We start from the raw sequence: 23,016 nt of genomic DNA, 5'->3' as shown, positions 1-23,016 counted from the left end.
GATGGACACACAAGCAGATCAACAATACATCCTTCATTTGAATGAGGATGAACATGAAATCGCTTTGAAGACTAAGGATCTACAAGTTTTCTATGGTCAAAAAGAGGCCATGCACAAGGCTTCATTGCAGTTTGAAAGATACAAGATCACTTCTTTGATTGGAGCTTCTGGTTCTGGTAAGTCGACTTATTTAAGGTCGCTCAATCGAATGAATGATAATGTTGATGGGGCCAGCGTTAAAGGCCAAATCATGTACCGTGGTTTAGATATCAACAAAGACAATGTGGATATCTATGAAGTTAGAAAGCATATCGGAATGGTTTTTCAACGGCCAAATCCATTTTCCAAGTCAATTTATGACAATATAACCTTTGCGTTGAAGCGTCACGGATTGCATGATCGTAAAAAGTTAGATGAGATCGTTGAAACCACTTTGAAGCAGGCTTCACTATGGGACCAAGTTAAAGATGATTTAAATAAAAGTGCATTAGCACTCTCTGGGGGACAGCAACAACGACTTTGTATTGCACGCGCAATTGCCATGAAACCTGATATTTTATTGATGGATGAACCTGCAAGTGCGCTTGATCCAATTTCAACGTCGAACGTCGAAGAAACGATGATGAGTTTGAAAGATAAATTCACGATCATCATCGTAACTCACAATATGCAACAGGCGGCTAGAATCAGCGATTATACGGCATTTTTCCATATGGGACATGCGGTTGAATTTAATGAAACTAGAAAAATCTTTACTCGTCCCCATATTAAGACGACTGAAGATTATGTTTCTGGACACTTTGGATAGGGAGCGTTAACCTTGGCAGAAAAAATTTTAACTTCTTCAGATGTACATTTGTTTTATGGTAAAAAAGAGGCTTTGAAGGGTATTAATCTCGATTTCAACAAGAATGAGATTACAGCTCTGATCGGCCCTTCTGGTTGTGGAAAATCCACTTACTTGCGTTGTTTGAATCGTATGAACGATTTAATTCCAAACGTAACGATAACGGGAACGATTTCTTTGAATGGTAAAAACATCTATGCACCTAGTATTGACACGGTTGAATTGCGAAAACAAGTGGGAATGGTTTTTCAACAACCAAACCCATTTCCTTTCTCAATTTATGATAATGTTATCTATGGATTAAGATTAGCGGGTATCAAGGATAAAGCGGTATTGGATGAAGCTGTAGAAACTAGTTTGCAAAATGCGGCTGTTTGGGATGATGTTAAAGACAAATTGCACCAGAGTGCTCTATCATTATCTGGTGGTCAACAGCAAAGAGTATGTATTGCTAGAGTTTTAGCAGTGAAACCTGATATTATCTTATTAGACGAACCAACTTCAGCTTTGGACCCTATATCTTCGTCCAAGGTTGAAGATACAATGCTAGCTTTAAAAGAGAACTATACGATCATCACAGTTACACACAATATGCAACAAGCTTCAAGAATCTCCGATCATACTGCTTTCTTCTTGAACGGCGAACTGATTGAAGTTAATGAAACAAGTAATATTTTCCTAAATCCCAAGGAAAAACAAACGGAAGACTATATTTCTGGAAAATTCGGTTAGGAGAAAAAGATGCGTTCAACATTTGAGGAACAATTAAATAATTTACATTTGCGCTTCTCAGAAATGGGTATGATGGCCAGTGAAGCTATTATGAAGTCTGTAAAAGCTTATGTTGACCATGATAAAGCTCTAGCAAGAGAAGTTATTGAAAATGATCACGTGATCAATCGACGTGAGATGGACTTGGAAAAAGAGTCCTTTGAAATGATTGCTTTGCAACAACCAGTGACCTCTGATCTGCGGATGATCGTCACCGTTTTGAAAGCCAGTTCAGACTTGGAACGAATGGGTGATCATGCAGTCAGTATCGCTCAAGAAACAATTCGAGTTAAGGGAGAAACTAGAATCCCTGAAATTGAAAAATTGATTGCTGATATGGGTGAGATTACAACTAGTATCGTTGAAGACTCACTGGAAGCCTACTTGAAACGAGACAGTAAGATGGCTGAAGAAGTCGCTAGTCGAGATGTCAAAGAACACTATTTGAGTGCTGAGATCAACAAGATGAGTATTACAGAAATGCAAAAAGAAGGCGACTACGTTCTGAGTGGCTCTTCTTATATGCTAGTTTCCAGTTATTTGGAAAGAGCAGGCGATTATGCCACAAACATTTGTGAATGGGTAGTTTACTTGAACAGTGGACATGTGGTAGAACTGAATCAGAAGCATATTGCAGATGAGGATTATCCTCACGATAATTGATAATTATCTCAATCTGTAGTATATTTTTTGGACGAGTTGAGGTGATAATAACATGAAGAAAAAAATTACCAGATCAAGTACTGATCGAATGCTGGCTGGCGTTTGCGGTGGTTTGGGAGAGTACTTTGGAATTGACTCAACTTGGATTCGTTTGGCATTTATCTTCTTTTTACCATTTACTTATTTCTTACCAGTTTTAGTTTATATAATTTGTGTCTTTTCGTTTCCTGAGAAGCGCAATATTCAAGAGACAAGCTATAATCGTACGAAGAAAAGATCGAGAGCCAAAGATTCTAAAAAATATTATTGATTCAATAGAGAGTTAAATGAGGGTATAAAATGAAATTTCTAATCAAATTGGTAATACAAACGCTATTGTTTTTAGCGATAGCGCGCCTATTTCCAGGTATGTTTCAGATTGCTAGTTTTGGGACGGCGGTCCTAGCTAGTTTGGTATTGGTTTTCTTGAATTGGACTATCAAGCCTCTGTTACATATCATTTCACTACCAATAACGTTTATTACTTTTGGATTATTTTCTTTTGTAATAAATGCCATAATTTTGGAATTGACTTCTGCGTTAGTTGGTTCAAACAGTTTTCACTTTAATGGCTTTGGTTCAACGTTGATCGTGGCAGTGATCTTAGCGATTTGTAATTCAATTATTAATACTTATACAAATGACAACTTATAAATTCGATAAATAAAAATGCTCTTTGATTCTAATCCAACTTTAGAATCAAGGGCATTTTTGCTTTGGAACAAGATGAATGAGTTATGTCTCAAGCTCTTCTTTTTAGCTAGTTTAATGATAGAATTAAACTAAAATATGATTTTTGCGAGGGTTGGTTATGACAAATTTTGTGACAGTATCTGAAATGGTCAAAGATAATGAGCTAAAGGTTTACGCAGGCGCAGATTTAATGGACCAAGAAAAAATAACTACGAGTGATATTTCTCGTCCAGGAATCGAATTAACGGGATATTTCGATTACTACCCAAGTGAACGGATCCAGTTATTTGGACAAACCGAATCAGCATACTCACGTTCAATGACGGAGAATAATCGTTATAAAGTTATGCTTGAACTGTGTCGTGAGGATACACCAGCATTGTTGATTTCTCGAAACATTCAGCCAAGTAAAGAATTGTTGAAAGCTGCCACTGAGCATAATGTTCCGGTCATCGGTTCAGAACTGCCAACAACACGTCTTTCCAGTATGATTACTGAATATTTGGATGAAAAATTAGCTCCTCGGGAATCAATTCATGGTGTCTTAGTTGATGTCTACGGTATTGGAATTCTGTTGACGGGTCATTCGGGAATTGGTAAAAGTGAAACAGCTTTGGAACTTGTTAAAAGAGGTCATCGTCTGATTGCTGATGATCGGGTTGATGTCTATCAACGTGATGAAAAAACGATTGTCGGAGAAGCTCCTAAGATTCTCAATCATTTGCTAGAGATCAGAGGAATTGGTATCATCGATGTTATGAACCTCTTTGGTGCCGGTGCTGTTCGTTCGCAAAGTGAGATCCAATTGATCATTAATTTGGAAAATTGGTCAGCTGATAAGAATTATGACCGGATCGGTACTTTAGAAGACAAACGAACTTTCTTTGACGTTGATGTACCACAGATTACCGTTCCTGTAAAAGTTGGTCGGAATATTTCCATTATTATTGAGGTTGCCGCTATGAATTATCGGGCCAAGAAGATGGGTTACGATGCAACAAAGAAATTTGAAGATAATTTAGGGCAATTGATCAAAGAGAATGAGGAAAAAACAAAAAATGGAGAAAGTAACTGATGAACTTTGATTTATTAGCTTTGAATCCAATTGCTTTTCAGCTTGGTAGTTTACAGATTCACTGGTATGGGGTCATTATCGCTTTGGGGGCCTTGGTCGGAGTATTAATGGCCATGCGCGAAGCCAAGAAACGGCATATGGACCCAGATAATATTTTGGATTTAGTTTTGTATGGTGTGCCGATCGCTTTAGTCGGGGCTAGATTGTATTATGTGATTTTTGAATTGCCATTCTATTTAGCTAATCCTGGTGAAATTATTAAAATCTGGCATGGAGGAATTGCCATATATGGTGGTTTGATTGCGGCCTTTATCGTACTGATAGTCTTGTGCCGTAAGCGAAAACTTTCACCTTGGTTGATGTTAGATATTGCTGCACCGTCAGTTTTGTTAGGCCAGATCGTGGGCCGATGGGGAAACTTCATGAATCAAGAGGCTTTTGGTGCTAAAACAAGTTTGCACTTTTTAGAGTCGTTGCATTTGCCACACTTTATCGTGGAACAGATGTTTATCAACGGTGCTTATCGTCAACCGACTTTCTTGTATGAGTCAGTTGGTAATTTGATTGGTCTCATATTGATTATCAGTTTGCGAAATAAGAGTCATTTCTTTAAACGAGGCGAAGTCTTCTTAACTTACTTGATTTGGTATCCAGCCGTAAGATTTTTTGTTGAAGGGATGCGGACAGATAGTTTATATCTTTTGCCCGGAATTCGTGTTTCACAGATGTTATCCTTGATTTTATTTGTGGTTGCGATTATCCTATTTATTTATCGGCGCAGGAAATATGATGAGCCTTGGTATAATGAATTGTGAGCAATTTAATTGCTAAGTTGAAAATAAATGGTAAGATTTGTTGAGTAATAGGAGGTAATCGACGATGAAAACATATGATGTAGTAGTTATTGGAGCGGGTCCTGGTGGTTTAACAGCTGCCTTGTATGCTTCACGTGCTAACTTATCAGTAATGATTCTTGATCGTGGTATCTACGGTGGTCAAATGAATAACACCGCTGCGATTGAAAATTACCCTGGATTTGATTCAATCTTGGGACCTGATTTGAGTGAAAAGATGTATCAATCTTCAACTCAGTTTGGGGCTGACTTCGGTTATGGAGCAGTAGAATCAGTTGAGGATAAAGGAAATGTCAAAATCATTCATACAGATGATGGCGACTATGAAACTAAGGTAGTAATCATTGCCACTGGTTCACAATATAAGAAGATCGGCGTACCTGGTGAGGAAGAACTTTCAGGACGTGGAGTTTCATACTGTGCTGTCTGTGATGGTGCATTCTTTAAAGGCCAAGACGTTGCTGTTATTGGTGGTGGCGATTCAGCCGTTGAAGAAGGAATTTATTTAACTCAACTTGCTAAGTCTGTAACAATCATTCACCGTCGTGATCAACTTCGTGCCCAAAAGATTCTCCAAGATCGTGCATTTAAGAACGATAAGATCAAGTTTGTTTGGAACGCTGATGTAAAAGAAATCATGAGTGAAGACGACAAAGTAAGTGGCGTTAGATACATTGATAAAGAAACTGGTGCTGAACATGTTGTTCCAGCTAAGGGTGCCTTTATCTATGTTGGTATTCAACCAATGACTGATTCATTCAAGGGTCTAGGTATCCTTGATGAAGCTGGCTGGATCGATACTAATGAACACATGGAAACTAAAGTACCTGGTATTTTGGCTGTCGGTGATGTTCGTAAGAAAGATCTGCGTCAAATTGCAACAGCTGTCGGTGAGGGTGGAATTGCTGGACAACAAGCGTTCAGTTATATCCAAGAACTTGCTGATGACAAAGTTTCAGCCAATTAAAATTTTTATAGAAACAACCGTTGAGGGTTATATGAACGATGAAAAAAAGTCGTTCATATAACCCTTTTTTTATAAATTGAATAATAATTCATGATTTAAATATCGAAAGAATTATTGTTAAAAATTGATTCCACTTCGTACATGTTTAAACATATAATATGTATAAATTATAGTAAGGAAGTGATTCTTATGCGCGAAGTTGCAGATAAAAATATGGACCGTCTAATGCACGAGTCAGGGTTTAATATTGCCTCTAATCTGAAACAACTGAGACGAGAGAGAAACGTTACTCAAAAGGAAGTCGCTCAACATTTAAATATTGATGTGACAACTCTTTCTCATTATGAAACAGGAATTCGGATGCCGGATATCGACACTTTGATTGCACTTGCTAAGTACTATGACATTGATATCAACCGAATGGTCAGCAGTGAAGATAACTAATTGATCCTAATTTGTTAATTTGATGAGCTAATTTTAAGGATGGTTTAAAATTTTATTGTTAAAGTTACGTAAATCAAATTTTAATAGTACTCTATGATTGCTATAATGGTTGTAAGTACTTACAAATTAGGAGGACGAGTTTAATGTCTTGGCAAGATAATATGCAACAATGGCTTGACTACAAAGATTTAGATTTAGATATGAAAGAACAGTTACAAGAAATTGCACAAGATCCTAAAGTAGCAGAAGAAGCTTTTTACGAACCAATGGAATTCGGTACAGCGGGTATGCGTGGCTTGATTGGACCCGGTATCAACCGGATGAACATTTATACAGTTCGCCAAGCAACTGAAGGTTTAGCTTCATTCATGGATACTTTGGATGAAAAAGTTAAGGCACAAGGTGTCGCAATTAGTTATGATTCACGTTATTATTCTCAAGACTTTGCGTACGAATCAGCAAAAGTTTTGGGTGCTCACAATATTCACAGCTATGTATTTGATAGTTTAAGACCTACACCCGAATTATCCTTTGCGGTCAGAAGCTTGCATACTTATGCAGGTATTATGATCACAGCAAGTCATAATCCTAAACAATATAATGGTTTCAAAATATATGGTCCAGATGGCGGACAAATGCCACCAACTGAATCTGACAATATTACTAGTTTTGCTCGTAAGGCAAACGACCTCTTCGCTATCAAGGTTAAATCAGTTCAAAAATTAAGAGCTGAAAAGTTATTGACTTTGATTGGTGAAGACGTTGATATAGATTACATGAAAAATCTAGAAACAGTTATCGTTGATCCTAAGTTGATCCAAGATATTGGTGACAAGATGAAATTCGTTTACTCACCACTTCATGGAACGGGTAAGATGATTGCTCCAAGAATTTTCCAACAACTAGGTTTCAAGAATTTCAATATGGTAACTGAACAAGCCATCCTTGATCCAGAATTTGCCACGACACCGTTCCCTAATCCAGAATTTGCCCAAACCTTTGATCTCGCTATTGAACGAGGTAAAAAGATTGGTGCTAACATTCTGATTGCTACCGACCCTGACGCCGATAGACTAGGTGCAGCTGTCAGACAACCAGATGGCTCTTATAAATTAATGACAGGTAATCAAATTGCTTCAGTTCTTTTGAACTATTTGTTGCAAGCAAAGAAAAATTTGCAAGCTTTACCTGCCAATGGCGCAGTTGTGAAGTCGATCGTTTCCTCAGAATTAGCGACCGCAATTGCTAATAAATATGACATTAAGATGTTCGATGTTTTGACTGGTTTCAAGTATATTGCTGAAAAGATCGAACAATTTGAAAAAACAGGTAGCAATGAATTTCTATTTGGATTTGAAGAGAGTTATGGATATCTCGTTAAGCCATTTGTCCGTGATAAGGATGCTATGCAGTCAACTTTGTTGTTGGCAGAAGCTGCAGCTTATTATGAATCAAAAGGCAAGACGATCTATGATGCTCTAGAAGATCTCTATGAGGAGTTTGGTTACTACCGTGAAAAGACTATCTCTAAGACGTTTGACGGTATTTCAGGTAAAGATAAAATGGCTCAGATCATGAAGACTTTACGTGAAGAGGGAATCGATCAAATCAACGGTGTAAAAGTAGTTGAAACGATCGATTATCTCAATGATACTGATACGACAGCCGATGGAACTAAAGAAACTGGTTTACCAAAGGCTGATGTAATGAAGTATGTTTTAGCTGATGAAACTTGGGTTGCTGCTAGACCTTCAGGAACTGAACCAAAGATGAAGTTCTATATTGGTGTTAAGAGTGACACAGAAGCTGGAGCAGCACAAAAGCTCGTCGACTTTGGCAAAGAAGTTGAGAGCTGGGAATAAAGATTTTAACTAAGTTTGTCTCAGATTAACAGCAATATTTATTATATCCTCTGCTTTTATTATCGAAAGCAGGGGATTTTTTTATTGAACAATTTTTGATCATTTATTACCGTGTTTTTTAGATTGCGATATAATATTTTAATGTAGTTTGTGAAAAGGGGAAAATAAATTGTCGAACAATCAACATTTAGTAATTATCTCGCTTGATTCATTAGGATTTAGAGATATCAACGAGCATCAAGCACAACTACCTACTTTGAACAAGTTAGTTACAAGTGGTACTTGGGTCAAAGAGGTTAAGGGAATTTATCCAACATTGACTTATCCTTCTCATACATCAATTATCACTGGTCAGTATCCCAATGTACATGGGATAGTCAATAATACCAAGATTCAGCCAAAGCGTCGTTCACCCGATTGGTATTGGTATCAAAAAGATGTTAAATCACCTACTTTATACGATTTAGCACATCAAAAGAAACTAACTACCTCAGCCTTTTTGTGGCCGGTAACTGCTGGTAGTAAGATAACTTATAATTTGGCTGAAATTTTCCCAAACCGTATTTGGACCAATCAAGTACTGGTTTCTCTAAAAGCCAGTTCACCATTATTTATTCTGAAAATGAATCAAAAGTATGGAAAATTACGTAATGGTATTAAGCAACCGCAATTAGATGAGTTTATTACTGCCTGTGCCGTGGACACGTTGAAGAATAAAAAACCAAATTTAACTTTATTGCATTTGGTTGACATGGATAGCATGAGACATCGTTATGGCGTTTTGTCTGAGGAAGCGATGGCGGCTTTAAAACGGTTAGATAAACATGTCGCTCAAGTGATCCAAGCTACTAAAGAAGCAGGAACCTTTGAAGACACAAACTTTGTGATTCTTGGGGACCATTATCAAATAAATGTTGATAAGATGATTCATTTAAATACTTTATTTGCCAAGAGAAATTGGCTCACAGCTAAACCTGATCAAACTTTTGCAAATGATTGGCAAGTTATGGCTAAGAATTGTGATGGTTCTACGTATATTTATACGAAAAATTTTGGTCAGCAGCAGCGCTTGCGTGACTTGATCTCTGGTGTTGAAGGTGTTGAAAAAATATATTCTCAACAAGAAGCAATTGCTATGGGGGCTGATCCTGAGTGTACCTTCATGGTTGAAGCGAAAGCGGGATACTATTTCACCGACGAAAGTGATCGTGCTCAAGTCGTTGAAAAGGTGTTGCCAGAAATGATGGGTGATGCTGACCGTTATCAAGGGGTCCATGGCTACCATCCCAATAAACCTGATTATAAGACGACGGTGATTTTTAATGGACCAATGATCAAGGCTGGACATCAAGTTCAACAAGCTAATTTGGTCGATGAAGCACCGACTTTTGCCCGATTATTAGGTTTAGAATTTCCGGAACCTTTAGCTGGCCGTTGTATTGATGATGTATTTAAGGATTAAAAGAGAGGGAATATATGAAATTCAATAAGAAACAGTGGAGTTGGATCTTTTACGACTGGGCTAATTCAGGCTATGGGATCATCGTGACGACGGCAGTTTTACCAGTTTATTTTAAATCTATCGCTCAAAATGCTGGGGTTTCTCAAGCAAATGCAACGGCTTTTTGGGGCTATGCGAATAGTTTTGGTACTTTGATCGTGTCAATTTTGGCACCGGTTTTAGGTGCTCTGGCTGATTACCCTCATCACAAAAAGAAAATGTTGAGTATGTTCTCTTTCTTGGGGATCGTGATGACGTTAGGTTTAGCATTATTGCCACCAAATTTATGGCAGATATTGTTATTTGTGTATATCTTATCGATCATCGGCTATTCCGGTGGAAATTTGTTTTATGATAGTTTTTTGACCGACGTGGCTGATAATAAGACGATGGATTCGTTGTCAGCTAACGGTTATGCTTTTGGCTATTTGGGCGGAGTTATCGCCTTTATTTTGTTCTTAGTTTTACAATTAACGAGTGGCTTTGGTATGTTGTCGAGCTATGGTGTTGCCCGTTGGAGTTTTGTCTTGGCAGCTTTATGGTGGATCATCTTCTTTATTCCGCTATTGAAAAATGTTCGCCAAGTCTATTCTTTACCAGAAGACCCACATCCAATTATCTCTAGTTTTAAGAGAGTTTGGACGACTGTTACTCATTTGAGAAAATATCGGGCTGCAGCTTGGTTTTTAGTAGCGTATTTTTTTTATATCGATGGTGTTGACACTATCTTTACGATGGCAACCTCGATTGGAATGGATATGGGAATCACGACGACAACTTTGATGATCGTTTTGTTAGTGGTGCAATTGGTCGCTTTTCCATTTTCTATTCTGTATGGTTGGATTGCTAACAATTTTTCCACTCGAAAAGGTATTCTTTTAGCAATCGTGCTTTATTTAGGAATCTGTCTCTATGCTCTGAAATTGACGACGACAATAGATTTCTGGATCTTGGCAGTGCTTGTAGGTACTAGTCAAGGTGGTATTCAAGCGCTCAGTCGGTCTTATTTTGGAAAGCTGATTCCGAAAGAATCTGGGAGTGAATTTTTTGGCTTTTATAATATTTTAGGTAAATTTTCTGCAGTCTTAGGACCTGTATTAGTGGGAATTGTGACGCAAATAACAGGAAAATCTACCATTGGTGCGGCATCGTTGAGTATCCTATTTTTGATTGGATTAGTGATTTTCTTGATGTTACCGCATTTAACAGCAGATAAGTAAATATATGGCGAAAATATGTTCGGTATGTTAATATAGAGCCAGCGAAATAAGCCGAAATTAATTACATCTAATTCAAGTGAGATTAGATGTATTTTTTAGCTTAAGAGGGGGTAAGTTAGTCCGTGATAGATAGAATAACCGATAATAAATTTGATTTAGTTTCTAAATATGCTCCAGCTGGTGATCAAGCACAAGCAATCGATACGATAACCAAAGATTTTCAAGCTGGCGATAAAGAAGTCATTTTGGAAGGTGCCACTGGTACTGGTAAGACTTTCACGATGGCAAATGTGATTAAGAACTTGAATAAGCCGACGTTGATCATCTCACACAATAAGACTTTGGCTGGACAACTGTATGGTGAAATGAAAGAGTTTTTCCCTAACAATGCGGTTGAGTACTTTGTCAGTTACTATGACTATTACCAACCCGAAGCCTACGTACCCTCAAGCGATACTTATATCGAAAAGGATTCTAGTATCAATGATGAGATCGATAAACTGCGTCACTCTGCCACCAGTTCTTTATTGGAACGAAATGATGTAATTGTTGTGGCCTCAGTTTCTTGTATCTTTGGTTTAGGTGATCCTCGAGAGTACGCTGATAGTATTATTTCCTTGCGAGTTGGACAACAGATCTCCCGAGATAAATTGCTAGAAGAATTAGTCGAAAACCAATTTGAACGTAACGATATCGATTTTCAACGTGGACGCTTTCGGGTTCGAGGCGACGTGATCGATATTTTCCCTGCTTCAAGGGATGACAATGCGATTCGAGTGGAATTTTTTGGTGATGAAATTGACCGGATCATCGAAATGGATGCTTTGACTGGTGAAGTTAAAGGTTCGATGGATCATATCGGAATTTTCCCAGCAACTCACTTCATGATCAGTGATTCCAAGATGGAAGAGGCTCTCAAACGAATCAAGGATGAGATGGATGTCCAAGTTGCTAAATTTACCAAAGAAGGTAAGTTACTAGAAGCACAAAGAATTCAACAACGGACGGAATATGATATCGAAATGATGCGTGAGATGGGTTATACCTCTGGTATCGAGAATTATTCTCGTCACATGGAAGGCCGAGCTGAAGGTGAACCACCATTTACTTTGCTAGATTTCTTCCCTAAAGATTTCAATATTATGATCGATGAATCTCACGTCACGATGCCCCAAATCCGTGGGATGTATAATGGCGATCGTGCTAGAAAACAACAGTTGGTAGATTATGGTTTCCGTCTACCAAGTGCCCTAGATAACCGACCATTGAAACTTGACGAATTTGAACAACATGTTAACCGCATTCTATATGTCTCTGCAACTCCAGGTCCATATGAATTAGAAAGAACCGACAACAAGGCAGAACAGATTATCCGTCCAACAGGTCTACTCGATCCGGAAATTGAAGTGCGGCCTATTATGGGTCAAATCGATGATTTGGTTGGCGAGATCAATCAAAGAGTGGAACGTCATGAAAGAGTCTTCGTCACGACTTTAACTAAGAAGATGGCTGAAGATCTGACTGACTACTTCAAGGATCTAGGAATCAAGGTGCGGTATTTACACAGTGATATCAAGACTTTGGAACGAACACAAATTATCCGAGATTTACGTTTGGGTAAATTTGATGTCTTGATTGGGATCAATCTGTTGCGTGAAGGTATTGATGTTCCGGAAGTTTCCTTGATTGCAATTTTGGATGCAGATAAGGAAGGCTTTTTGCGAGCTGAACGTTCACTAGTCCAGATTATTGGACGTGCATCCAGAAATGAGAACGGAAAAGTTATCATGTATGCTGATCAAGTTACTGATTCAATGAAAGGTGCAATCGATGCGACAGCACGTCGTCGGAAATTGCAGATGCAGTTCAACGAAGAACACGGAATCACTCCAAAGACGATTGTTAAGCCAATTAGAGATGCCATTTCAATGTTCCAGAAAGTTGATAATTCTTCATCAGAAACAGAAAAGATCAATGACGATATCGACTTCAAAGATATGTCTAAGCAAGAACAAAAAGATTTACTTGCTAATCTAAAAGAACAGATGGAAAATGCAGCTAAGAAACTTGATTTCGAGGCTGCGGCCAATTTGCGTGACTCGATTTTGGAATTAAAGGCGGAAATGAAATAAATATGTTAAACGATAAAATTGTTATTCATGGTGCACGTGCACACAATTTAAAGGATATCGATGTGACGATTCCTCGTGATAAGCTGGTAGTTATGACTGGTTTATCAGGTTCGGGAAAGAGTTCCTTAGCGTTTGATACGCTTTATGCAGAAGGCCAACGGCGTTATGTTGAAAGTTTGTCTTCATATGCACGACAATTCTTAGGACAGATGGACAAGCCAGATGTAGATTCAATCGATGGATTGAGTCCGGCCATTTCAATTGATCAAAAGACAACCTCTAAAAATCCTCGTTCAACTGTTGGTACCGTAACTGAAATCAATGATTATTTGCGGTTGCTTTGGGCTCGTGTTGGGACACCCATTTGTCCCAATGATGGTACGAAGATCACTAGTCAATCAGCCCAACAAATGGTTGATTCAATTCTTAAATTAGACGAGGGGACAAAACTCCAGATTTTGTCGCCCGTCGTTCGAGCTAAACGTGGTCAACACAAAAAAGCCTTGGATCAAATTAAGAAGCAAGGTTATGTCCGTATTCGAGTTGATGGTGAGACTCGTGATATTGGTGAAGATATTGAGCTAGATAAGAATAAAAAGCATGATATTGACGTAGTTGTCGACCGAATCGTGATCAACGACCATATTAAGTCACGTCTTTTTGATTCCGTTGAAGCTGCTTTACGTTTATCAGATGGCTATATGAATGTGGACGTGATTGGACAGGACATGATGGTCTTTTCAGAGAAGAACGCTTGTCCAATTTGCGGTTTTACTGTCGGCGAACTTGAACCGCGTTTGTTCTCTTTCAATGCTCCCTTTGGAGCCTGCGAAAATTGTGATGGTTTAGGTGTGAAGCTAGAAGTCGATTTGGACTTAGTTATTCCCGACCCAAGTAAAACTTTAGCCGAGGGTGCCATTGAACCTTGGAATCCCATCAGCTCACAATATTATCCGGAAATGTTGGCCCAAGCTGCTAAAGAATTTAAGATCGACATGAATACGCCTTTTGAGAAATTACCAGCCAAAGATCAAGATATTATTTTAAACGGATCAAATGGCAAAACTTTCCACTTCCATTATGAAAATGATTTTGGTAGTGTTCGTGACGTCGATGTACCATTCGAAGGAATTATTCCTAATATCGATCGTCGCTATCATGAGACTAGCAGTGACTTTACCCGTGAAGTTATGCGTAAGTATATGACCGAGCTCAAATGTCCGGTTTGTCATGGCAAGCGTTTGAATCGTCAAGCTTTAGCAGTTAAAATCAGTGGCAAGGATATTGCTGAAGTTTCAGATATGTCAATTAAAGATGAATTGCCATTCTTTAAAGAAATCACTTTAGGTGAACAAAATACGGTTATTGCTAAGCCAATTTTGAAAGAAGTTAGAGACCGTTTGAGTTTCTTAATCAATGTTGGTTTGGAATATTTATCCTTATCAAGATCCGCTGGAACTTTGTCTGGTGGTGAAGCCCAACGAATTCGTTTGGCAACTCAAATCGGCTCAAACTTGTCTGGGGTCATGTATATTTTGGACGAACCATCAATTGGTTTGCACCAAAGAGATAACGATCGTCTGATCAGTTCCTTAAAGAAGATGCGAGATCTGGGCAATACGTTGATTGTAGTTGAGCACGATGAAGATACGATGCGAGCAGCTGACTATTTGATCGACGTGGGTCCTGGAGCTGGAGAAGCTGGAGGACAGATTGTGGCGGCAGGGACTCCTCAAGAAGTTGAAGCCAATCCTAAATCACTGACCGGCCAATATTTATCTGGTAAAAAATTTGTACCAGTGCCATTAACTCGTCGTAAAGGTAATGGTGAATATGTTGAAGTTTATGGAGCCGCAGAGAACAACCTTAAGAATCTCAATGTAAAATTCCCACTGGGTAAATTTACTGTTGTGACAGGGGTCTCCGGTTCTGGTAAGTCAACGTTAGTCAATATGATTTTGAAACGAGCCTTAGCCCAAAAGATGAATCATAATTCCCAAAAGCCAGGTGCATATAAGAAAATCACCGGTTACGAGCATTTGGAAAAAATGATTGCCATCGACCAAAGTCCAATTGGTCGTACGCCACGAAGTAATCCCGCTACTTATACTGGAGTTTTTGATGATGTTAGAGACTTATTTGCTCAAACTAACGAGGCTAAGCTTCGGGGTTATAAGAAAGGCCGCTTCTCATTCAACGTCAAAGGTGGCCGTTGTGAAAACTGTCGGGGCGATGGAATTATCAAGATTGAAATGAATTTCTTACCTGATGTCTATGTGCCTTGTGAAGTTTGTCATGGCACACGTTATAATTCTGAAACTTTGGAAGTAACCTATAAAGGGAAGAATATCGCTCAAGTTTTGGATATGAAAGTTAAAGAAGCCTTAGACTTCTTCAGCAATATTCCACGGATCAAACGTAAGCTTCAAACAATCGTTGATGTTGGTTTAGGTTATGTTTCGCTGGGACAATCGGCAACCCAGCTTTCTGGTGGTGAAGCCCAAAGAATGAAGCTCGCTTCTGAACTATATAAGAAGTCAAACGGTAAGAACTTCTATATTCTAGATGAGCCTACTACTGGATTACACACTGATGATATCAAACGATTATTGACTGTTTTGCAACGGTTAGTTGATGAAGGCAATACAGTACTAGTCATTGAACACAACCTCGATGTAATCAAGTCAGCCGACTGGTTGATTGATCTTGGACCAGAAGGCGGCGAAGGTGGAGGTACAATCGTTGGTACCGGAACTCCCGAGAAGTTGAGTAAAGTTAAAGATAGTTATACTGGTCAATATTTGAAGCCGATTTTAGAACGTGACACCAAGCGTACGAAAGAGGCTTCAAAAGTAAGCAACAGCTAAAAAAATTTATCGGTCCATTCAAGAATTAAAAGGAAGTTTTAGTTGTTGAAGTTAACCAAATTGTCTGGTGAGACCTTTTATGAAGAATCATGCCTTAATCAGGTATGGTTCTTTTTTTGTTCTGGGAAAGGTCGAAGTCTTGCACTTTAAACGAGAAAAAACTGGAGTCGTTTGAACTAATAATATGTTCAAACGACTCCAGTTTTTTGATTAGGTGAATAGCCAGTGATTATAAGCTAACTCCTGCCGGACTCTTCGTTGATAGATTGTAAGTAAACTAATTGATCAGTCGATATTTGCTCATATAAAGCACTGCCTAACTCTGAACTGAATTCATTGGTGGCCACTTTTGACTGGACAAAATTGTTTTCTTGTTGAAAAGCTTTGATAAGTAATTCGTTTTGAGAAGTTTCAAAGTCACTTTGTTGATTAAAACTACTGTTGAGACGGCGATGCCTTTCGTCATATGCCCGACGAACTAAATTGATCTCGCGACTATTTTCCTTATCGTTTAGCAGACTGCGATTCAAATAAGCCTTGATTTTTTCATATGGTACTTGCTCAGTTTTAGCGATTTGTTGCCACATATCTTTATTTTGTTGAATCATTTGTTCACGAGTACCAGTTTGACGGTGTTTTAATTGGCGATAAAGTTGGCGACGTTTTCGACTTCGTTTGTTAAAAGCAAATCTTTCGATCAAATTGAATTTTAAAAATAATCCTAGTCTTTGCCAATTGCTCTGTTGATATTGCAAAATGGTTCGTTTGGCCACTCGCATATATAAATTAGCGTTGAGTTCGGTGATTTGGCCTTTTGAAACCATTTCATCGATAGTCTGACGTTCCAATTCAAAGCAATTATCAAACACAATATCCAACTTGGCTTTGTTGATGTGGCCCGCAATTCTTCTTTGACCATCAAGAATATTGATCACTTGGCTGGTGTTGATATCGGTGCTATGACCATTCTGAATAGTAATGATAGCATTGTTGACCATCAGTTCCTTAGCTTGGGCTAATTCCTCTTCAGTGAATTTTGAAACTTGCTGAGGTAGTAGTAAAGGCAAAATAAAAGTTGGTACGATTAAGCTAGTCAAGATTACGACCGCTGCCACAAAGATAATATCAGTTCGATAAGGAAAAGGTTGTCCGTTGAGTGTCAATGGTAAGGAGAAGGCCATTGCTAGAGTGATAGTTCCATGGACACCAGACAGAGCCATGACTAAGCTATTGGATCTTTTGTCATGCTTGTTCCAAGCTCTGATGCGAGCAAAATCTAAATCAGTCCATAAGTAGCGCAGCAGTGTCATCAAAAGGTATAACAGTATACCGATTCCTAAAAGAATAAAGACTGAGCTAGTGTTGTCTTTTCGCAAGTCGATGATAACTGTTGGTAGAGAAAGTCCTAAGAGTACAAAGACGATACCGTTCAATAAGCTTGAAACGATTTGCCAAGCACTTGTCATAACAATTTGTAAACGAGAACTGGTCAAACGCAAGCGGTCTTGTTGAATACCGTGAATCAGTCCTGTGACTACCACTGCTAAAATTCCAGAAACTCCGACGGCTTCAGAGATTAGATAGACGACAAAGGGCGTTAAGAGGGTAAATGGAACTATCACTGATGGTGCGTCGACGTGCATATTGATCAGCCCCAATCGCACAGCCACGATGATTGCCCCTAAAATTGCTCCCAAGATAATTCCACCAAAAAAGACATATGAAAAATTGCCAATACTGTTCCAAACGGAAAACTTTCCGGTAACGGCCGAGGCAATAGCTAGGTTCAAGGCCACAATACCAGAAGCATCGTTGAATAGTGATTCATTTTCAAGTGTTTTCATGACGTCGGTAGGAACAAGCATATTATTAGTGATCGAACTGACAGCCACAGCATCAGTGGGCGTGATGATGGCTCCTAGTGCAAAGGCTAAGGCAAGCGGTAAAGCTGGAATGATCAAATGTGTCACCAGGCCCACAACAATAATTGAAACCATGGCTAAACAGACTGCCAGTGAGAACGTAGCTCCAAATTGGTGTGACAAACGCGCTAGACTAGTATGTTGTCCATCATTAAACATTAAGACTGAAATGATCACCAGTAGAAAAATTTCTGGTTCTAGTTTGAAATGTTGATAAATTGGTAAGAGAGCCAAGCATAGCCCAGCTAAAATTTGAATAAAAGCAATTGGTATCTTAGTAAATTTTACAGAAATAATATTGGCAATAACTACTGCCGCAATCAATAACAGGATTAGAAAAACAGCATTCATGTTTTTTCCCCTCAAATAGAATTTTTTAGTTAATTTCATCCTCAAAACTGACACACCCGGCATGTTATGGTATGCTTATATGCGAATGTGAGGTGCAAAAATGGCAGAAGATATGCTTAGTTTGGTCATTGTTACAGGGATGAGTGGTGCAGGTAAGACTGTTGCAATGCAATCCTTTGAAGATTTAGGATATTTTTGTATTGATAATATGCCACCTAACTTACTTCCTAAGTTTTGGGAGTTAGTTCACGAATCGGGCAAGATCAAGAAAGTCGCACTGGTAGTTGATATTAGATCACGTGCCTTTTATGATGAAATTTTTTCCATGCTGTCTAAGATGGATGAAGATGAACAAGAGAAACATCAAAAAGTCGATATGAAGATCCTCTTTTTGAATGCTTCCAATGAAGAATTGGTTTCACGTTACAAAGAAACACGTCGCAGCCACCCATTGGCTATGGAAGGTCGGCTCTTGGATGGTATCGAAAAAGAACGAGAACTACTTTCAGAGTTGAAGAATCGGGCCTCAGTGGAAATTGATACGACTGATTTAACACCTAGACAATTACGAGAAGAGATCTTTGATCACTTTCAAGAGAGTTCTAGTGTACCAACCTTCCACATTGAAGTGATGTCATTTGGCTTTAAATATGGTTTGCCGATCGACGCTGATATTGTCATGGATGTTCGTTTCCTGAGAAATCCATTTTATATCAAGGAATTAAAAACGCAAACTGGAATGGATAAGCCCGTCTATGATTATGTCATGGATGACGCCGAAACGAAAAACTTTTATAACAAATTTTACGATTTATTGAAGGATATTATTCCTGGTTATGAAAAAGAAGGTAAGACTAGTTTGACGATCGCCATTGGTTGTACTGGTGGTCAACATCGTTCTGTAGCCATCGCACAACGGTTGGGAACAGACTTGAAACAGAAATATTACGTTGATATAACTCACCGAGACATGGAAAAATCGCAAAAGAAGGTAATAGAACATGGCAACAAATAGGATTGTTCGGGTTGTTAAAGGACGTCGTCCGCGCGTTGTAGTTATAGGTGGGGGAACTGGTTTACCAGTTGTTTTAAACAGTTTAAGAAATATGGATGCTAATATCACTGCAATCGTCACAGTTGCCGATGATGGGGGATCATCTGGTATCATTCGTGACTACATTAACGTTGTCCCTCCTGGGGATATTCGAAATGTCTTAGCATCACTGTCAGATCTACCAAAAGTTGATTTAGATGTCTTTCAGTATCGTTTTAAGACTAACGATGACTTTTTCTCAGGCCATGCGATCGGAAATCTGATCATTGCAGCTTTAACGGAAATGTCACCTAATATCTTTGACGCCGTTCAAGAATTGTCGAAGATGATGCACGTTGATGGTCACGTCTATCCAGCTAGCAATACTAAATTGACTTTGCACGCTGAATTCACCGACGGTACCGAATTAGCCGGAGAACATGAAATTACCCATTCTGGTAAACACGTTAAGCGAGTTTGGGTGACCAATTCAGATGATCCTGATGAAGAACCACATTCAGTTATTTCAGTCATTGCTTCAATCATGCAGGCTGATGTAGTTGTTTTGGGACCAGGTAGCTTGTTTACTAGTATTTTGCCTAATTTGATGATCAGTGACATTGGTGAAGCCGTCAAACAAACATCAGCCGAGGTTGTTTATATTTGTAATATTATGACCCAAATTGGTGAAACAGAGGGCTTTACTGATGCTGATCACGTTCGAGTATTGAACCGTCATCTGGGCGGACACTTTATCGATACCGTGCTAGTCAATACCCGGAAAATTCCTAAAGGATACATGAATCACAAGAAATATGACGAATATGTCAATCAAGTAGAAACCGATTTTAAGAGCTTACGAGAACTGGGCTGTAAAGTCGTTCAAGATGATTTCTTGTCTTTGCATGATCAAGGTGCTTTTCATGATGGTGAAAAAGTAGCCAAAGAAATTATCAATCTTTCCTTACAATCAGGAAATAGAAAAAATGAGGTGAGACGTTAGTGGTTTCATATGCAAGTGAGGTTAAACAAGAGCTCACAAAATTAGTAGTTCATCCCGAACATGCCCGAGTTGAATTGTCAGCCTTGTTGCGGATGAATGGTTCTTTGAGTTTACAAAACCATCACTTCGTCTTGACGGCACAGACTGAAAATGCCGCAATTGCTCGCAGGATCTTCTCTTTGATCAAGCAAAAGTACGGCATGGAATCTGAATTGCTTGTCCGTAAAAAGATGAAGTTAAAGAAGAATAATCAATATTTAGTTCGTTTAAAACATGATACGAATAAAGTTTTAACTGATTTGGATATTTTGGATGAATCAGGACTGTCAATCAATACCGATGTGCCTGAAGAAGTCTTGAATGAAGATCAACGGATGCGCTCGTATTTACGGGGAGCTTTCTTGGCTACCGGAAGCGTTAATAATCCTGAAACTTCGAGATATCATTTAGAGATTTACTCATTATACGAAAATCATAACGAAGGCATTGCCCAAATGATGAATTATTTTCATTTGAATGCTAGAACTACGAAGCGACGCAATGGTTACATCGTTTACTTGAAAGAAGCCGAAAAAATAGCTGACTTTTTACAGTTGATCGGTGCTACTAATTCAATGTTGAAATTCGAAGATATTCGTATCGTCCGTGATATGAGAAATTCAGTTAACCGCTTGGTGAATTGCGAGAATGCCAATATCAATAAGACTGTGGCCGCTGCCGAACGTCAAATTGAAAATATTAAGCATTTGCAAGCTACAGTTGGTCTTGATTCACTTCCAGATAAATTACGTGAGATAGCTGTCTTGCGCCTGGAAAATCCCGAAGTTTCTTTAAAAGAACTTGGCGATATGGTTCCGAGTGGGCCTATTTCTAAGTCGGGTATCAATCACCGTTTGAGAAAACTCAACCAGTTGGCTGAAGAAGCACGAGTTTAAAAATACTAATTTCATCAAAAAAATGCGACCTAATCGTTAGATATAATAATCTAACGGCTGGGTCGCATTTTTTGATGACTAAAATAATTCAAAATTAGCGTTGAAATTTTTGATTTTAGGTATTAACAATATCAAGCCTAAAAGAAGGTACAAGCTAAATGATAACCAAATTAAAGGGCGGTAAAGTCGAGGTTGAATTTGAGTGATCTGATAGCTGACATGTTTGAAAGATGTGGGATTGTCAATTGTAATGAAGCCGGCAGGATTTATTTTGAAAGCTGATGCTTTACCATTAACTTTTACTTGGTAATTCAACGAGCGGTAACCAAAAACCGGTAAAGTGATAGTCCCTTTAGAAACATTGTTAGCGGATAATGTCGTGGTATTGACGTTGGCAGTTTGTTGCAAAGGGATGTCTCGTTGTTTGGTAACGGCTAAGTCATGAGAAATCAAGTAGACTACTTGGGGATCAAAGCTAGCACCGTCAGAGTCTTTTTGCATCGGAACTGAGTTAGGTGCGTAGTCAGGAATCAAAGTTCTCATTAAGGTTGGACTATTGATTCCTGTTGAAGTGAGCTTGGCATAGTCATTATTGGGAACAATTTTAGTTGAATTGGCCGTTATGATAGGGCTATTGGATACTTTATGATATTGGTCAAAGAAAGAATAGAAGATCGCCATACCGTAAGACAAAATCACCATCAAGGTGAAAATTTTACGGGTATTTTGCGAATTGAAGTTGATCAGAACCAAGATGATCGGTACCATGCCTAAGAATAGGGCAAAGCGCCAACTAGCATATTGGAACGTGTTTAGGATCGGTAATCGACCTAGAATTGACCAGGGGACGATATTGGAACTGAAGAGCAGCAGTGCTAATTCAATATACATCCAAGGTAAGAGTTGTTTTAATTTGTCTTTCTTTAAACCGATTAAAGTTACGACGATTAAAATGATTGCGGTGACTGAGATAGTTGATTTAGCGTTCCAACTAGTAGTTAAGAATAGTGTCCAAATCGGATCACTGTTAACGTGACCTTTGCCAAAAGGTGCTAATAAACCAGTTTTCGAAATTCTAATGAGTCGATAAATAATTGGCGCCGATAGGATAATCGTTAAGAAGGAAGCGACTATGAGATTAATCCAGGCCACAAAGTTTTTCTTTACTAGGGTGACAATGACTAGAAAAATCCCCGTCATCATAGCAATAACGACTGCACTTAACAAGTGAGAATTGATGACGATCGTCATTAAGAGCGCAGTTTTGATAATTAGCGGCGGGTCGATTTTTTTACTCTCAACCGCCTCTTTTAAAGTAAAGAGTAGCGGAAAAGCAAAAATCATTACAATTGCAGAACCGGTCTGCATTTCATTGGTTAAGTCTTTGAGTGCGGAACCAGACAAGGTGAAAATCGTTGCAGCCAAGACAGCATTACGCATTTCAAAACGCTTGTTTAGCGAGATAAATGAGACGACAAAAGTTAAACCAAATATCAGCGACTTGATAGCAATTAGTTGATGAATCGGCGTCAAGAAGTTGGTTATCCAGACCAATGGCCAGAGAGTAAAGTCAGGATACATGCCATTGATAGCCTGTCCTGTATGAAAGAAAGTGTTGAAGTTCACCCAACTAGGCAAAGTATGGTGTAAAAAGGCAGTCCTAATTTCATAGATACGTGCTGAATGGAAAAAGGTATCATACATGGAAACCATATAATTAAAATGGAATTGCCATATGGTCCAAATAAATAAGGCTAAGAAAAAAATAACGACCAGAGCAAGGGTTTGAAGTGCTGGTTTATTCTTTGAATTCAAAATATTTACTCCTATATGTATA

The 23,016-nt window shown here is 38.6% G+C and carries 19 protein-coding genes; 17 read left to right on the top strand and 2 right to left on the bottom strand.

Annotated features, from left to right (window positions below; translation table 11 throughout):
- Position 1: 1 nt before the first annotated feature.
- From pstB (ACG72T_RS05275) to uvrA, 14 genes are all read left to right on the top strand, one after another.
- Complete coding sequence (pstB, locus tag ACG72T_RS05275) at positions 2 to 808, top strand: phosphate ABC transporter ATP-binding protein PstB (protein ID WP_395265099.1); 807 nt, start codon at positions 2 to 4, stop codon at positions 806 to 808.
- Positions 809 to 820: 12 nt separating this feature from the next.
- Entirely contained in the window at positions 821 to 1,579 is a 759-nt protein-coding gene (pstB, locus tag ACG72T_RS05270) for a phosphate ABC transporter ATP-binding protein PstB (RefSeq protein ID WP_395265098.1), read from the top strand.
- A gap of 9 nt (positions 1,580 to 1,588) precedes the next feature.
- Positions 1,589 to 2,281: a phosphate signaling complex protein PhoU gene (phoU, locus tag ACG72T_RS05265; RefSeq protein WP_395265097.1), complete on the top strand. Its 693-nt coding sequence runs from the start codon at positions 1,589 to 1,591 to the stop codon at positions 2,279 to 2,281.
- A 52-nt stretch (positions 2,282 to 2,333) separates the two neighbouring features.
- Positions 2,334 to 2,591 carry a PspC domain-containing protein gene (locus ACG72T_RS05260; protein ID WP_395265096.1) on the top strand — a complete coding sequence of 86 codons (258 nt, stop codon included), beginning with the start codon at positions 2,334 to 2,336 and terminating at the stop codon, positions 2,589 to 2,591.
- A 29-nt stretch (positions 2,592 to 2,620) separates the two neighbouring features.
- On the top strand, positions 2,621 to 2,974 hold the full coding sequence (locus tag ACG72T_RS05255; protein ID WP_395265095.1) for a phage holin family protein: 354 nt from the start codon (positions 2,621 to 2,623) through the stop codon (positions 2,972 to 2,974).
- A gap of 157 nt (positions 2,975 to 3,131) precedes the next feature.
- Positions 3,132 to 4,088, top strand: a complete 957-nt coding sequence (gene hprK, locus ACG72T_RS05250; protein WP_395265094.1) for an HPr(Ser) kinase/phosphatase — start codon at positions 3,132 to 3,134, stop codon at positions 4,086 to 4,088.
- The gene (gene lgt / locus ACG72T_RS05245) at positions 4,088 to 4,903 is read left to right on the top strand and encodes a prolipoprotein diacylglyceryl transferase (RefSeq protein ID WP_395265093.1); all 816 of its coding nucleotides are present in this window, start codon (positions 4,088 to 4,090) and stop codon (positions 4,901 to 4,903) included. The genes hprK and lgt overlap by 1 nt, the downstream gene beginning before the upstream one ends.
- 64 nt (positions 4,904 to 4,967) lie before the next feature.
- Positions 4,968 to 5,909, top strand: a complete 942-nt coding sequence (gene trxB / locus ACG72T_RS05240; RefSeq protein ID WP_395265092.1) for a thioredoxin-disulfide reductase — start codon at positions 4,968 to 4,970, stop codon at positions 5,907 to 5,909.
- Between the two features lie 189 nt (positions 5,910 to 6,098).
- Positions 6,099 to 6,353, top strand: a complete 255-nt coding sequence (locus ACG72T_RS05235; protein WP_395265091.1) for a helix-turn-helix domain-containing protein — start codon at positions 6,099 to 6,101, stop codon at positions 6,351 to 6,353.
- Positions 6,354 to 6,496: 143 nt separating this feature from the next.
- Positions 6,497 to 8,215: a phospho-sugar mutase gene (locus tag ACG72T_RS05230; RefSeq protein ID WP_395265090.1), complete on the top strand. Its 1,719-nt coding sequence runs from the start codon at positions 6,497 to 6,499 to the stop codon at positions 8,213 to 8,215.
- A 169-nt stretch (positions 8,216 to 8,384) separates the two neighbouring features.
- Positions 8,385 to 9,677: an alkaline phosphatase family protein gene (locus tag ACG72T_RS05225; protein WP_395265089.1), complete on the top strand. Its 1,293-nt coding sequence runs from the start codon at positions 8,385 to 8,387 to the stop codon at positions 9,675 to 9,677.
- Positions 9,678 to 9,691: 14 nt separating this feature from the next.
- A complete protein-coding gene (locus ACG72T_RS05220; protein ID WP_395265088.1) occupies positions 9,692 to 10,936 on the top strand; it encodes an MFS transporter in 1,245 nt (414 codons plus the stop codon).
- 122 nt (positions 10,937 to 11,058) lie between these two features.
- Entirely contained in the window at positions 11,059 to 13,068 is a 2,010-nt protein-coding gene (gene uvrB / locus ACG72T_RS05215; protein WP_395265087.1) for an excinuclease ABC subunit UvrB, read from the top strand.
- 2 nt (positions 13,069 to 13,070) lie between these two features.
- On the top strand, positions 13,071 to 15,935 hold the full coding sequence (gene uvrA / locus ACG72T_RS05210; RefSeq protein WP_395265085.1) for an excinuclease ABC subunit UvrA: 2,865 nt from the start codon (positions 13,071 to 13,073) through the stop codon (positions 15,933 to 15,935).
- Positions 15,936 to 16,171: 236 nt separating this feature from the next.
- Here uvrA and ACG72T_RS05205 read toward each other — a convergent pair whose 3' ends face one another.
- Positions 16,172 to 18,208: a cation:proton antiporter gene (locus ACG72T_RS05205; RefSeq protein ID WP_395265083.1), complete on the bottom strand. Its 2,037-nt coding sequence runs from the start codon at positions 18,206 to 18,208 to the stop codon at positions 16,172 to 16,174.
- A gap of 100 nt (positions 18,209 to 18,308) precedes the next feature.
- On the opposite strand from ACG72T_RS05205, the gene rapZ reads away from it, so the two are divergent.
- From rapZ to whiA, 3 genes are read left to right on the top strand one after another with little or no spacing between them, the layout of a single operon-like run.
- Positions 18,309 to 19,223, top strand: a complete 915-nt coding sequence (gene rapZ / locus ACG72T_RS05200) for an RNase adapter RapZ (protein ID WP_395265081.1) — start codon at positions 18,309 to 18,311, stop codon at positions 19,221 to 19,223.
- A complete protein-coding gene (yvcK, locus tag ACG72T_RS05195) occupies positions 19,210 to 20,244 on the top strand; it encodes a uridine diphosphate-N-acetylglucosamine-binding protein YvcK (protein WP_395265080.1) in 1,035 nt (344 codons plus the stop codon). Before rapZ ends, yvcK begins: the two co-directional genes overlap by 14 nt.
- Positions 20,244 to 21,179: a DNA-binding protein WhiA gene (gene whiA / locus ACG72T_RS05190; protein WP_395265079.1), complete on the top strand. Its 936-nt coding sequence runs from the start codon at positions 20,244 to 20,246 to the stop codon at positions 21,177 to 21,179. The genes yvcK and whiA overlap by 1 nt, the downstream gene beginning before the upstream one ends.
- A gap of 78 nt (positions 21,180 to 21,257) precedes the next feature.
- Here the strand turns inward: whiA and ACG72T_RS05185 are convergent, their stop codons facing one another.
- Positions 21,258 to 22,994 carry a hypothetical protein gene (locus ACG72T_RS05185; RefSeq protein WP_395265078.1) on the bottom strand — a complete coding sequence of 579 codons (1,737 nt, stop codon included), beginning with the start codon at positions 22,992 to 22,994 and terminating at the stop codon, positions 21,258 to 21,260.
- Positions 22,995 to 23,016 lie beyond the last annotated feature (22 nt).

The sequence above is a fragment of the Companilactobacillus sp. FL22-1 genome, assembly GCF_043951805.1.
Classification (GTDB): domain Bacteria; phylum Bacillota; class Bacilli; order Lactobacillales; family Lactobacillaceae; genus Companilactobacillus.
The sequence above is the reverse complement of the archived record's forward strand: the minus strand, read 5'-3'. Positions and strand labels throughout refer to the sequence as shown.

What these genes read in the sequence shown, in the direction of transcription:
- lgt (WP_395265093.1), top strand. Translation starts at nt 4,088, where the DNA reads ATGAACTTTGATTTATTAGCTTTGAATCCAATTGCTTTTCAGCTTGGT.
- uvrA (WP_395265085.1), top strand. Translation starts at nt 13,071, where the DNA reads ATGTTAAACGATAAAATTGTTATTCATGGTGCACGTGCACACAATTTA.
- rapZ (WP_395265081.1), top strand. Translation starts at nt 18,309, where the DNA reads ATGGCAGAAGATATGCTTAGTTTGGTCATTGTTACAGGGATGAGTGGT.
- ACG72T_RS05235 (WP_395265091.1), top strand. Translation starts at nt 6,099, where the DNA reads ATGCGCGAAGTTGCAGATAAAAATATGGACCGTCTAATGCACGAGTCA.
- ACG72T_RS05230 (WP_395265090.1), top strand. Translation starts at nt 6,497, where the DNA reads ATGTCTTGGCAAGATAATATGCAACAATGGCTTGACTACAAAGATTTA.
- trxB (WP_395265092.1), top strand. Translation starts at nt 4,968, where the DNA reads ATGAAAACATATGATGTAGTAGTTATTGGAGCGGGTCCTGGTGGTTTA.
- hprK (WP_395265094.1), top strand. Translation starts at nt 3,132, where the DNA reads ATGACAAATTTTGTGACAGTATCTGAAATGGTCAAAGATAATGAGCTA.
- ACG72T_RS05220 (WP_395265088.1), top strand. Translation starts at nt 9,692, where the DNA reads ATGAAATTCAATAAGAAACAGTGGAGTTGGATCTTTTACGACTGGGCT.
- phoU (WP_395265097.1), top strand. Translation starts at nt 1,589, where the DNA reads ATGCGTTCAACATTTGAGGAACAATTAAATAATTTACATTTGCGCTTC.
- ACG72T_RS05255 (WP_395265095.1), top strand. Translation starts at nt 2,621, where the DNA reads ATGAAATTTCTAATCAAATTGGTAATACAAACGCTATTGTTTTTAGCG.
- yvcK (WP_395265080.1), top strand. Translation starts at nt 19,210, where the DNA reads ATGGCAACAAATAGGATTGTTCGGGTTGTTAAAGGACGTCGTCCGCGC.
- pstB (WP_395265099.1), top strand. Translation starts at nt 2, where the DNA reads ATGGACACACAAGCAGATCAACAATACATCCTTCATTTGAATGAGGAT.
- ACG72T_RS05260 (WP_395265096.1), top strand. Translation starts at nt 2,334, where the DNA reads ATGAAGAAAAAAATTACCAGATCAAGTACTGATCGAATGCTGGCTGGC.
- ACG72T_RS05205 (WP_395265083.1), bottom strand. Translation starts at nt 18,208, where the DNA reads ATGAATGCTGTTTTTCTAATCCTGTTATTGATTGCGGCAGTAGTTATT.